Here is a 12,809-nt window from a genome sequence, read left to right on the forward strand (position 1 = left end):
CACCACCCCCGAGGAGACGAACATGTCGCGCAGAATGCTGTCCCGAATCGGCTCCGGCCTGACCGTCGTGGCCCTCGCCACGACCACTGTGGCCTGCACGAAGAAGAGCGACACCACCGACGCCGAAGCCGGTGGCCGGGAACCGGCGCAGGTCAAGGTCGCGCTCGTGCCCGGCGGCTCGCACCCGTACTTCCAGCCCTGGAAGGACGCCGGGGCCAAGGCCAAGACGGAACTCGCGCTCGGCGACGTCACCTTCAACGAGACCGCCGGCTGGGACCAGACCAAGCAGAACGACGTGCTCAAGTCCCTGGCCGCGCAGGGCTACAACGCCTTCGGCATCTTCGGCGTCTCGCCGGACAACATCAACTCCACCTTCGAGGACCTCAAGCGGCAGGGCTTCCCCGTCGGCTCCCTGGCCTCCTGCCCGGCCGGGGCCAACAAGGCCGACTTCTGCCTCTCCACCGACGTGGAGGTCGCCGCCTACAAGGGCGCCAAGGCCGCCATCGACGCGATGGGCGGTCAGGGCAACCTGGTGCACCTGACCGGAAACAAGGTCGACTCCAACACCCAGCGTCGGATCGCGGGCGTGGAGAAGGCGGTCGCCGAGACCGGTGGCAAGGTGACACTGCTCCAGAGCGTCACCGACATCGACAAGGACCTGCAGAGCGCGCAGCGGGCCGTGGCCGACCTCCTCGCCGCGAAGGGCCGCCAGATCCAGGCGATCGTGAACACCGCCTACAACCCGGCGGTCGCCTCGGCCGAGGGGGTCCGCCAGTCGAAGCTGCCCATCAAGGTCATCGCCATCGACGACGACCCGACGGTCCTCGACGGGCTGCGCGGCGGCTCGGTGGCCGCCACCGTCCTGCAGAACCCGGTCGGTCAGGCCCAGGTCGGCTCGTACGCCCTGATGAAGCTCAGCGGCGGCTGCACCATGGCCGAACCCGGAGTGACGATCGACTCGGGCTCGTTCGTGGTGACCACTGACAACCTGTACGGCTACGAGGCCGACCGCACCGCCACCACCGACGCTCTGCGGAAGAAGTTCGACGGCGACCTGCTCAAGTGCAGCTGATGTCGACAATCACCAAGGCCGAGGCGTACCTCGTCGACATTCCCGTCGAGACCGTCCGCACCGACGCGGTACAGGCGTTCCTCAAGCAGGAGACGCTCTTCGTCGAGGTGCGCACGGCCGACGGTGGGCACGGCACGGGGTACGCGTACACGATCGGGACCGGCGGCACGGCGGTGCTTGCGCTGCTGCGCGACTATCTGCTGCCGCACCTGGTCGGCCGCGATGCCGCCCGGGTGGAGGCGGTCTGGCGTGACCTGCACGCCGCCACCCGCGCCACAGCGGTCGGGGCCATCACCTCGTTGGCGCTCGCCGCGATCGACACCGCGCTGTGGGACCTGCGCGCCCGCGCCGCCGGCCTGCCGCTGTGGGTGCTCGCCGGTGGCGCCAAGGACCGGATCCCGTTGTACGACACCGAGGGTGGCTGGCTGCACCTCACCGAGGACGAGTTGGTCGCCGGCGCGAAGGCGTCCCAGGCGGCCGGCTGGCCCGGCGTCAAGCTGAAGGTCGGCAAGCCCAACCCGGCCGAGGACGCCGCTCGCATCGGCGCGGTCCGGGCAGCCCTCGGCGACCACTTCGACGTGATGGTCGACGCCAACCAGTCACTGACCACCGCCGAGGCGATCCGCCGGGCCCGGCTGCTCGAACCGCACCAGCTCGCCTGGTTCGAGGAGCCACTGCCCGCCGACGACGTCGCAGGGCACGAGCTGCTGGCCCGCGCGACGAGCATCCCGGTAGCGGTGGGGGAGTCGATGTACTCGATCGGCCAGTTCGCCGAGTACCTCCGCCGGCAGGCGGCCGGCGTCGTCCAGGTCGACGTCGCGCGCATCGGCGGCATCACCCCGTGGCTCAAGGTGGCGCACCTGGCCGAGGCCTGCAACGTGGTGGTCTGCCCGCACTTCCTCATGGAACTGCACGTGAGCCTCTGCGCGGCCGTGCCGAACAGCCGCTACGTCGAGCACATCCCGCAACTGCGCGCGATCACCCGGACCGAGATCGCGATCGTCGACGGCCACGCGCTCGCCCCCGGCGAGCCGGGCCTCGGCATCGACTGGGACCGCGACGCGATCGAGGACAGGAGGGTGGCGTGAAGACGGAAACAGCGCCGGAGGCGCCGGCGGTGCCTCCGGCCGCGGAGGCCAGGGCACCCGCCCGGGCCCTGCCAGTCTGGGCGAACCCCCGGCTCGGCCTGCTCATCGTCATCGCCGTGCTGGTCGTCCTCTTCTCGTCGCTCACCCCCGCGTTCCTCGACCCCCGCCTCACCCTGGCACCGCTACAGGCCGACATCAGCGTGTACGTCGTGGTCGGTCTCGCCCAGCTCGCCGTGCTCTCACTTGGGCACATGAACATGGCAGTGGGCCGGATGGCCGCGCTGTCCACCTTCGCGATGGGCCTGGCCTACGACCGGCTCGGCGTCCCACTGCTGGTGGGGCTGCTCCTGGGTCTCGCCGTCGGGGCGGGCATCGGCGCGCTCGCCGGCCTGCTCATCGCCAAGACCGGCGTGAACTCCTTCGTGGTCACCCTCGCGCTCGACTTCGGGCTGCTGGGCCTGGTGACGATCCTCTACACCTGGGCGACCGGCGGGGTGTCGTTCGCGGTGCAGCCGAGTGGGCTCTCCGCGCTGCGCTTCGACACCTTCGCCGACTACTGCATGGGCGAGGTCTGCGGCCCCCGGATCCCGCTGGTGGTGCCGATCGCGGTCGCCGCGGCGCTCGCTGTCGGGCTGCTGTTCCGGCACGCCCGGCTGGGCCGGGAGATCCTGATGACCGGCTCCAACACGGTCGCCGCCGAGCTGTCCGGCATCCCCACGCATCGTCGGGTCGTCGCCGCGCACGCGTTGAGCGGGCTGCTCGCCGCGCTGGCCGGGTTCCTGCTCGCCGCCAACAACGGGGCCTTCTCCGCCAACATCGGCGAGTCGTTTCTGCTGCCGTCGTTCCTGGCCCCGGTGCTCGGTGGGACGCTGCTCGCCGGTGGGGCGGTCAGCGTCCTCGGCACCGCGCTCGGCGCGACCCTCACCCAGGTCATCTACAAGGGCCTCAACCTGCTCCAGTTCTCCCTGGAGGAGCTGAAGCTCTACATCGGACTCGTGTTGCTCGCGGCGTTGTCGCTGGACCGGCTGCGGGCCGTGCTCGCCGAGCGAAGGGCGGTGTCACCGTCATGAGGAGCGTGATCCGGACCAACGAGTTCACCCTCGCGGTGATCGCGGCGCTCGGGTTCGCGGCGCTCGCGGTCGCCACCGACTTCAACCTGCTCACCGCCGGCACCCTGGACGCCTTCCTGCGCTTCCTCGCCCTGCCGATCGTCATCGGCCTGGCCCAGATGGTGGTGCTCGCCGTCGGTCAGATGAACCTCTCGGTGGGCGTCCTCACCGGGTTCTGCGCCGTGGCCTCGGGCTGGCTGATGGTCGACGCCGGGCTGCCCGCCCCGGTCGCGGTGCTCGCCGCGCTGGCCCTCGGCGCCGTCGTCGGGCTGGTCAACGGCCTGTTGGTGATCTTCACCCGGATCAACGGGTTCATCGTCACACTCGCCACCATGACGATCCTCGAAGGACTGCGCTACGGGGTGAACGGCACCGGCACCTACCAGGGCTACTCGCCCGGCCTGCGCGAGTTCGGGCAGGCGTCACTGGCCGGCGTACCAGTGGTCTTCCTGCTGGCGGTCGTGATCGCCGTCGCGGTCGCCCTCTTCTTCCGGCGCACGGTGCCCGGACGGCACCTGCTCGCCTCCGGCGGCAACCCGTTCGCCGCCCGGCTGTCGGGCATCTCCAACGACCGGGCGCTGGTGCTGGCCCACACCCTGTCGGGGCTGCTGGCCGGCTTCGCCGCGGTGATCGTGGTGGCCGCCTTCGGCTCGGTGAACGCCTCGATCGGCGACGACCTGCTGCTGCCCAGCTTCGCCGCGCCGATCATCGGCGGGGTGGCACTGGCCGGCGGCATGATCAGCGTGACCGGCACGGTGCTCGCCGCCTTCCTGGTGCGGCTGGTCGACGTGAGCCAGTCGCAGTTCGACATCAACCGACGGTGGGTGGACCTCATCATCGGCGCTGTCGTCCTCGGCGCCGTGCTGCTAGGTCAGTTCCGCGACAAGCTCTCCGGAGGTCCACGATGAGCGTCGTGCTGTCCGCCGAGAAACTGGTCAAGACGTTCCCCGGGGTACGGGCCCTGGATGAGGCGACGCTGACAGTGACCGCCGGCAGCGTGCACGCGCTGCTCGGCGAGAACGGCGCCGGCAAGAGCACCCTGATCAAGATCCTGACCGGGGTGTACCGGCCGGACGGCGGGCAGTTGCGGCTGCCCGGGCCCGACGGCGAGCTGCGCACGGTGCAGCTCGGCAACCCGCAGGACGCCCAGCGGGCCGGCATCGGTGTCGTGCACCAGGAGCGGAACCTGATCCCGGCGTTCAGCGTCGCCGAGAACATCTGCCTGCAACACCTGCCCCGCCGCGCCGGCCTGCTCGACCGGGCGGCACTGCGTACCGAGGCCCGCCGTTGCCTCGACCTGCTCGACCTCGACCTGGACCCCGACCTGCCGGTGTCGCGGCTGTCGGTGGCGCAGCTACAACTGGTGGAGATCGCCAAGGCGTTGTCGGCGGACTCGACGGTGCTGCTGCTCGACGAACCGACCGCGTCGCTGACCAACGACGAGGCCGACCGGCTCTACGGCATCGTGCGTCGGCTGTCCGAGCGGGGCCACGCCACGGTGCTGGTCAGCCACAAACTGGAGGAGGTCTTCGCGGTCGCCGACACGGTGACGGTGCTGCGCGACGGGCGCAGCGTCGCCGAGGCGGAACCCCTCGCCGACCACAGCCGCGAAGAGATCGTCGACCTGATGGTCGGCCGGGCGTACCAGCAGGTGCACCTCGCCCCCCGGACCGTCGCGGCGGACGTCGAACCGGCGCTGGTCCTCGATGCCGTCGCCACCACCGCCGGCCACCACGACGTCAGCCTCGCCGTCCGTCCCGGTGAGATCGTCGGCCTGTACGGGTTGGTCGGCGCGGGCCGCAGCGAGCTGGCCAAGGCGCTGCTCGGCCTCGACCGGATCACCGCCGGCGAGGTGCGGGTGCACGGGCGTCCGGCCCGGATCCGGGACGTGGGCGACGCCCTGCACCGGTACCGGATCGGCTACGTCACCGAGAACCGCAAGGAGGAGGGCCTCTTCCTCGACCAGACAGTGGCCCGCAACACGGCGGTGACGGTGTGGCGCAGGCTGGCCCGGCTCGGGCTGGTCCGGGACCGGGCGGAGCGGTCCCTGGTCGACGAGTACGCCGATCGGCTGGGCATCCGACTCGCCTCGCCCGACCAGCACGCCGGCCAGCTCTCCGGTGGCAACCAGCAGAAGGTCAGCCTGGCCAAGTGGCTGGCGGCCGACTGCGACGTGCTCATCATCGACGAGCCGACAGTCGGCATCGACGTGCGCACCAAGGCCGCCTTCCACGAGTTGATCGCCGGCCTGGCCACGCGGGGAATGGCCATCCTGCTGATCTCGTCGGACCTGCCGGAGATGGTCACCCTCGCCGACCGGATCGCCGTGATGCGGGAGTTCGCCATTGTTGGTGAACTGGACAACGATCACGACTACGACCGGATGAGTCAGTCGGTGATCCGGTTCATCCATGACGGGCAGGGGGTCGTCGCGTGAAGGCCACCGAACGAGTGACAGTGGGGCGTACCGACGTTGCGGTGACCCGGCTCGGGCTGGGGCTCGCCCCGATCGGTGGAATGTTCGACACCGTCGGGGACGAGGTCGCCCACGCCACAGTCGAGGCGGCCTGGGATCTCGGGCTCCGATACTTCGACACCGCCCCGCTCTACGGCTGCGGCCTCTCCGAGCGGCGCGCCGGGGCGGTCCTCGCCGGCAAGCCGCGCGACGCGTTCACAGTCTCCACGAAGGTGGGTCGGCTGCTCGTCCCCGACGGTGGTGACCGCCAGGAGTTCTGGGCCGAGCCGACCGACCTCACGCCGCAGTTCGACTTCACCGCCGCCGGGGTACGCCGTTCCCACGCGGAGAGCCTGGCCCGGTTGGGGCTGGACCGGATCGACATCGCGCACATCCACGACCCGGACGACCACCTCGCCGAGGCGGTCGCCGGGGCGTACCCGGCGTTGGCGCAACTGCGGGAGGCCGGCGAGATCGGCGCGGTCAGCGCCGGAATGAACCAGGCCCCGGCGCTGGTCGAGCTGGCCCACGCCGGCGACTTCGACTGCTTCATGCTCGCCGGCCGGTACACGCTGCTCGACCAGTCCGGCCTCGACGAGCTGCTGCCGCTGTGCCAGGCGAAGGGGATCGCGATCATCGCCGCCGGGGTCTACAACTCGGGTCTGCTGGCCGACCCGACACCGGGCGCCCACTACGACTACGCACCGGCCGGGCAGGGACTGCTCGACCGGGCCACAGCGATCCGGGCGGTGTGCGAGCGGCACGGCGTACCGCTGCGGGCCGCGGCGATCCAGTTTCCGCTCGGGCACCCGGCGGTCGCCAGCGTGGTGGTCGGCGCCCGGGACCCGGAGCAGATCGTCGACAACGTGACGATGTTCGAGTGGGACGTGCCCGGCGCCCTCTGGGCCGATCTCAAGGCCGAGGGTCTGCTGCCGAGCGAGGTGCCGACGCCGTGATCATCGACGCGAGCAGCCGTCGGGCTTGCACCGCAATTCGTACCTATGCACTGGAGGTTGGTTCGTGAGATTCATGCGCGTCGGGCCCGTGGGGCGGGAACGTCCCGTGCTGTACGTCGATGGGCGGCACTTCGACCTCTCGTCGCTCACCGCCGACATCGACGGCGAGTTCCTCGCCGGCGACGGCGTCCGGCGGGTCCGCGAAGCAACCGACCTGCCCGAGATCGACGTCACCGGTCAGCGGGTCGGCGCACCGGTCGCCCGGCCCGGGGTGGTGCTCTGCGTGGGGCAGAACTACGCCGCGCACGCCGCCGAGTCGGGCGCCGCGCCACCGACCGACCCGATCATCTTCTACAAGGCGCCCAACACGGTCGTCGGCCCGTACGACGAGGTCCTGATCCCGCGCGGATCGACGAAGACCGACTGGGAGGTGGAGCTGGCGGTGGTGATCGGCCGGACGGCCCGCTACCTCGCCTCACCGGCCGACGCCCTCGGGCACATCGCCGGGTACGTGCTGTCCAACGACGTCTCCGAGCGGGACTTCCAACTCGCCGTCTCCGGCGGCCAGTGGTCGAAGGGCAAGTCCTGCGAGACGTTCCAACCGCTCGGCCCGTGGCTGGTCACCGCCGACGAGATCGGCGACCCGCAGGCGCTGCGGTTGCGCTCCTGGGTCAACGGCGAGCCCCGCCAGGACTCCAGCACCAAAGACATGATCTTCGACGTGGCGTACCTGGTCTGGCACCTGTCCCAGTACACCGTCCTGGACCCGGGCGACGTCATCAACACCGGCACCCCGCAGGGGGTGGCGCTCTCCGGCCGGTTCCCGTACCTGTCCGTCGGCGACGTGATGGAGGTCGAGATCGACGGCCTCGGCCGGCAGCGCAACGCGCTCCGGGACGCCTGATGGCGGTGATCACCTCGGTCGACACGTACGACGTCCGGTTCCCGACCTCGCGGGACCTCGACGGCTCCGACGCGATGAACCCCGACCCCGACTACTCGGCCGCGTACCTGGTGCTGAGCACCGACGACGGCCCGGACGGGCACGGGTTCACCTTCACCATCGGGCGGGGCAACGACGTGTGCCGGGCGGCCATCGAGGCGCTGGTGCCGTACGTGGTCGGCCTCGACCCGGACACCGTGGACCTCGGTGCGTTCGCCCGCTCGCTCACCCAGGACTCACAGTTGCGCTGGCTCGGCCCGGAGAAGGGCGTGATGCACCTGGCCGCCGCAGCGGTGATCAACGCGATGTGGGACCTGGTCGCCAAGAGAGCGGGCAAGCCGGTCTGGCGCTACCTGGCCGACCTCAGCCCCGAGCAGATCGTCGACCTGGTCGACTGGCGCTACCTCACCGACGCCCTCACCCCCGACGAGGCGCTGGAGATCCTGCGCGCCGCCGAGCCGGGCCGGGCCGACCGGGTCGCCCGGCTGACCGAGCGGGGTTACCCCGCCTACACCACGTCACCCGGCTGGCTCGGCTACTCCGACGACAAGGTGGTCCGGCTGGCCCGGCAGGCCGTTGCCGACGGGTTCACCCAGATCAAGCTGAAGGTGGGCGCGGACGCCGCCGACGACGTGCGCCGCCTGAAGATCGCCCGCGAGGCGGTCGGCCCGCGGATCCGGATCGCGCTCGACGCCAACCAGCGCTGGGACGTCGCCGAGGCGGTCGACCGGATGCGGGAGCTGGCGCCGTACGACCCGTGGTGGATCGAGGAGCCGACCAGCCCCGACGACGTGCTCGCCCACGCGGCGATCCGGTCCGCCCTGGCCACCAGCGCACCCGACGGCGGGCCGATCCGGGTCGCCACCGGCGAGCACGTGGCGAACCGGGTCGTGTTCAAACAGCTGCTCCAGGCCGACGCCGTCGACGTCGTGCAGATCGACGCGTGCCGGGTGGGCGGCGTGAACGAGAACGTCGCCATCCTGCTGCTGGCGGTGAAGTACGGGGTGCCGGTGTGCCCGCACGCCGGGGGAGTGGGCCTGTGCGAGCTGGTGCAGCACCTGTCGATGTTCGACTTCGTGGCGGTGTCCGGTTCGATGCGCGACCGGGTCGTCGAGTACGTCGACCACCTGCACGAGCACTTCCTCGATCCGGTGGTGATCAAGGACGGGCACTACGTGGCGCCCAGCGCCCCCGGGTTCTCCGCCGCGATGCGTCCGGAGAGCCTCGCCACGTACGCGTACCCGGACGGACCGGCATGGGTCTGACGAACCTCGACACGCACTACCGCACGGCCCCGTCGCGGGCGGTGCGTCACGTCAGCGGACCACTCGGAAAGGGGAGAGCAGCATGCGGTGTGACGGTCTCGTGGCGGTGGTGACCGGAGGTGGATCGGGGATCGGCCTTGCCTGCGTGCGGGCGTTCGTCGCCGCCGGTGCCCGGGTGGGTGTCCTGGACCTGGAGTTGTCCGGTCTGCCGGAGGACCCCGGCGTACTGGGCGTCCGGGCGGACGTGGCCGACCGGTCCTCCCTCAGCGTGGCCGTCGCCTCCGTTGCGGAGGCGTTCGGCGGCATCGACATCCTGGTGAACAACGCCGCCATCTCGGCGGTGGGCACGGTGGAGGAGAACGACGACGAGCAGTGGAGCCGGGTACTCGACGTCAACGTCTCCGGCGTGGCCCGAACCAGCGCCGTCGCCCTGCCGTACCTGCGCCGGTCGTCGTCCGCCGCGATCGTCAACATCTCCTCCATCGCGGCGACCGTCGGCCTGCCCAAACGCGCCCTGTACTCGGCGTCGAAGGGCGCCGTGCACGCCCTGACCCTCGCCATGGCGGCCGACCTGGTGACGGAGCGCGTCCGGGTCAACTGTGTCGCCCCCGGCACCGTCGACACGCCCTGGGTGGCCCGCCTGCTCGCCGGCGCTGCCGACCCGACGGCCGAGAAGCGGCACCTGGCGTCCCGGCAGCCGACCGGCCGCCTGGTGACAGCCGACGAGGTGGCCGCCGCCGTCGTCTACCTCGCCTCGCCCGCGACCGGGTCGGTGACCGGTTCGTCGCTGCCGGTGGACGGCGGCATGTCCGGCCTGCGCCTGCCCGCCCCGGTGCCGCCCACGGCCGGCACTGCCGAACCGGGTGCGTGACATGATTGCGCCATGGGGAAACAGCAGGACGTCGGCGCGGCCGACAGTCACAGCGAGTCCGGCACCACCGCCCACCGTCCGATCGGTGGCAGCGCTGACGCTCGGCTCGCCCTCGCTCAGGACCCCACAACGCCACAAATGACCCTTATCGACCTCGCGTCCGACCCATCGGAGCTGGTCCGCAAGGCGGTCGCCTCACGGGCCGACGCACCCGCGCAGGCCCTGCGACCGCTCACCCGCGACCATGATCGTCAGGTCCGGGAGGCCGTGGCGCGAAACCCTTCCACCTCGATCGCCAATCTCATGCGCCTGGTCAAGGACGCCGACCGGTGGGTCCGCTGGGCGGTCGCCGGCAACCCGGCCTGTGACGAGTCGATTCGCCAGGTCATGTCGCAGACCTCGGACAAGGAGCTTCGCGGTCTCCTCGCGGAGAGTCGTGAGCTGGAGCCGGAGCTGGCCGCCAAGCTGATCGACGACGTCTCACCCGAGGTACGGGAACGACTCGCCACGCACACCCACGACCCCGACGTGATCACCGCCCTGCTGGCCGATCGCACCGCACGCGTACGCAAGGGGGTTGCCCGCAACCCGCGGACCACCGCCGAGCAGCGCAGCGCGCTCGCCGCGGACCCGGTGGTCGACGTCCGGGCCGCGCTGGTGCGGGCCGTCGAGCTGGACGAGGCGGATCTGGCCCGCCTGGTCGACGACCGCTCGGTGCAGGTCCGACTGGCGATGGCGACGTCCGATTTCGTTCCGCCGCACATCCGGCAGTCGCTCGCTCGCGATGCCGACGAGATGGTGGCCAGCGCGGCACGGGACTACCGCCCCGGCGCCGGCAACGCCTCCGCCGTGCGGGCGCCCCGCATCGCGCACCGGCCCTCCGCCACCGGTGCGGGTCGATCGGGTGGCGGCACGGCCCAGTAGGACCACGCTCGCGCCTCACCGGTCCGCCGAGAGGCGGATGCGCCCGCGAGCGTGATGACTCACCGGCATAAAGATGTCTGTGAGTCATCACGCTGGTCAGGGCGTCCGCCCCACGACGACGACCGTGCGGGTCGGTGAGGCCAGCTGCCGTCGGATCAGTACGGCCGCCACTCACCAACTCGATCACACCCGAGTGATGAGTTGTCGCGGCCGCGCCCGTCATACCTAGGACAGGACATGACGAGGCGGAAGGATGACGTGATGAGTGCGGACACGCGGCTGGAGGAGCTGGGCGTGAGCGGTCTGAGCGAGGTCGACGAGCCGGCGTTCTCGGGCCTGGCGCAGCGGCACCGGCGGGAACTGCACGTGCACTGCTACCGGATGCTCGGGTCGTTCGAGGACGCCGAGGACGCTGTGCAGGAGACGTTCCTGCGTGCCTGGCGGCGGCGGGAGACGTTCGAGGGGCGGTCGACGTTCCGGGCCTGGCTGTACCGGATCGCCACCAACGCCTGCCTGGACCTGCTCGCCAAGCGTCGCCCGGAGCCGGCGACCGGCGGCGAGGTGCTGTGGTTGCAGCCCTACCCGGACCGGCTGCTCGACGAGCTGCCCGCGGGCGACGCGGACGAGCCGGAGACCGTCGCCGTCGCGCGGGAGACGATCGAGCTGGCGTACCTGGTGGCGGTCCAGCATCTCGCGCCGCGTCCGCGGGCCGTGTTGATCCTGCGGGACGTGCTCGGTTGGCCGGCGAAGGACGTCGCGGAGCTGCTCGGGGACTCGGTCAACTCGGTAAACAGTGCCCTGCAGCGGGCTCGCGCCGGGATGCGGGAGCACCTGCCCGCCGAGCGGCAGGACTGGACCGGCGGCGAGGAGGACGCCGGCACGCGCGAGCTGGTGCGCCGCTTCACCGACGCCAGCGTGGCCACGAACGTTGACGTGCTCGCTGGCATGCTGCGGGACGACGTCCGCTGCTCGATGCCACCCACGCCGGGCCTGTACGTCGGCCGCGACGCGGTGGTGAACAGCTGGGTCGAGGATGGCTTCGATGGCATGACGGGCCTGCGCGCGGTCCCCACCTCGGTGAACCGCCAGCCCGCCGTCGCGTTCTACCACTGGCGGGAGCAGGAGGGCGCGTACCTGCCGCTGACGATCGACGTCCTGCGCATCACCGGCGGCGTCATCACCGAGGTCTTCATCTTCCACGACGATCAGTTCCCGCGGCTCGGGCTGCCGGAGCGCCTGCCGGCGGACGGCACGGAGTAGTCCGGTGTGGACGCTCACGCTGCGCGGTGGCGCGCGTGCCGCGGTGGCCACCGAGCAGTGGTACGACGCATTCGGTGTCGTCACCAGTGGGCGGGTGCAGCTGGAGCTGCGCGACGGAGAACCCGGGCCGGTCCTCGGGCGCGATGCCGGGTTCTGGCTGCGCGGCACCGGCGTCCGCGCGCTGCGCAACCCCGGCCGTCGTACGGCGAGGGTGCGTGTCTTCACGCCCGGTGCCGTCACACGCCAGTCAACACATCCCGTACGCCAGCCTCCGTATGAGGGAGACGACATGAACAGCATGAAGGACACCGAGATCATTGCCGGCCCGGCATCGGACCGACCCAGCCACATCCACCGATTCCGGGGGCTCGCCGGCACCGGCCTGACTGCCACGCTCGCGGCGATGGTGAGCACCACCCTCGCCGCCGCGCTGGCCCGGGCCGCCGGCGTCGACTTCGAGATCCCCGACGGTGGCGAGACGATTCCGCTGTCCGGGTTCGCCGTGGTGACCGGCTTCTTCTCGGTAGTGGGAGTCGTCATCGCCGTGGCTCTGCTCCGGTGGAGCGCTCGGCCCGCCGACCGGTTCGTCTGGACGGCAGTGGCGCTGACAGCGCTCTCGCTGGTCCCGGCCCTCATCTCGGGGGCGAACGCGGCCACCGTCACCGCCCTTCTCGGGCTACACCTCGTCGCCGCGGCGGTGATGATCCCGGCCCTGGCACGGAGCCTCAGTGCCCGGAGCGACTGACGCTGACAGTCTGCCGTGAGCGGGTGGGTGGTCACTCTGGTGGCCACTCACCCCAGGGTCGGCTCAGCTGTTCGGAGAGTACAACTCGGGTACGCAGGATGGCCGTTAAGTATTCACATGT

The 12,809-nt window shown here is 71.1% G+C and carries 12 protein-coding genes; all 12 read left to right on the plus strand.

The features are described 5' to 3' along the window. Positions 1-22: 22 nt before the first annotated feature. Entirely contained in the window at positions 23-1,072 is a 1,050-nt protein-coding gene (locus OG598_RS06830) for a sugar ABC transporter substrate-binding protein (protein WP_328653577.1), read from the plus strand. Further along, a complete protein-coding gene (locus tag OG598_RS06835; protein ID WP_328653578.1) occupies positions 1,072-2,160 on the plus strand; it encodes a mandelate racemase/muconate lactonizing enzyme family protein in 1,089 nt (362 codons plus the stop codon). Before OG598_RS06830 ends, OG598_RS06835 begins: the two co-directional genes overlap by 1 nt. Then, positions 2,157-3,230, plus strand: a complete 1,074-nt coding sequence (locus tag OG598_RS06840; RefSeq protein ID WP_328653579.1) for an ABC transporter permease — start codon at positions 2,157-2,159, stop codon at positions 3,228-3,230. The genes OG598_RS06835 and OG598_RS06840 overlap by 4 nt, the downstream gene beginning before the upstream one ends. Next, complete coding sequence (locus tag OG598_RS06845) at positions 3,227-4,177, plus strand: ABC transporter permease (protein WP_328653580.1); 951 nt, start codon at positions 3,227-3,229, stop codon at positions 4,175-4,177. The genes OG598_RS06840 and OG598_RS06845 overlap by 4 nt, the downstream gene beginning before the upstream one ends. Continuing rightward, positions 4,174-5,706: a sugar ABC transporter ATP-binding protein gene (locus OG598_RS06850; RefSeq protein ID WP_328653581.1), complete on the plus strand. Its 1,533-nt coding sequence runs from the start codon at positions 4,174-4,176 to the stop codon at positions 5,704-5,706. The genes OG598_RS06845 and OG598_RS06850 overlap by 4 nt, the downstream gene beginning before the upstream one ends. Then, complete coding sequence (locus OG598_RS06855; protein WP_328653582.1) at positions 5,703-6,680, plus strand: aldo/keto reductase; 978 nt, start codon at positions 5,703-5,705, stop codon at positions 6,678-6,680. The genes OG598_RS06850 and OG598_RS06855 overlap by 4 nt, the downstream gene beginning before the upstream one ends. A gap of 64 nt (positions 6,681-6,744) precedes the next feature. Further along, positions 6,745-7,584: a fumarylacetoacetate hydrolase family protein gene (locus OG598_RS06860; RefSeq protein WP_328653583.1), complete on the plus strand. Its 840-nt coding sequence runs from the start codon at positions 6,745-6,747 to the stop codon at positions 7,582-7,584. Then, positions 7,584-8,888 carry an enolase C-terminal domain-like protein gene (locus OG598_RS06865; protein ID WP_328653584.1) on the plus strand — a complete coding sequence of 435 codons (1,305 nt, stop codon included), beginning with the start codon at positions 7,584-7,586 and terminating at the stop codon, positions 8,886-8,888. The genes OG598_RS06860 and OG598_RS06865 overlap by 1 nt, the downstream gene beginning before the upstream one ends. 82 nt (positions 8,889-8,970) lie before the next feature. Further along, on the plus strand, positions 8,971-9,759 hold the full coding sequence (locus OG598_RS06870; RefSeq protein ID WP_328653585.1) for an SDR family NAD(P)-dependent oxidoreductase: 789 nt from the start codon (positions 8,971-8,973) through the stop codon (positions 9,757-9,759). Positions 9,760-9,771: 12 nt separating this feature from the next. Further along, positions 9,772-10,683 (plus strand): hypothetical protein, encoded by a 912-nt coding sequence (locus OG598_RS06875; protein WP_328653586.1) that lies wholly within the window; start codon positions 9,772-9,774, stop codon positions 10,681-10,683. 258 nt (positions 10,684-10,941) lie between these two features. After that, positions 10,942-11,943 carry an RNA polymerase subunit sigma-70 gene (locus OG598_RS06880; protein ID WP_442931495.1) on the plus strand — a complete coding sequence of 334 codons (1,002 nt, stop codon included), beginning with the start codon at positions 10,942-10,944 and terminating at the stop codon, positions 11,941-11,943. 4 nt (positions 11,944-11,947) lie between these two features. Further along, entirely contained in the window at positions 11,948-12,688 is a 741-nt protein-coding gene (locus tag OG598_RS06885; protein WP_328653588.1) for a DUF6069 family protein, read from the plus strand. Positions 12,689-12,809 lie beyond the last annotated feature (121 nt).

It is taken from the genome of Micromonospora sp. NBC_00330 (assembly GCF_036136635.1).
GTDB lineage: Bacteria > Actinomycetota > Actinomycetes > Mycobacteriales > Micromonosporaceae > Micromonospora > Micromonospora salmantinae.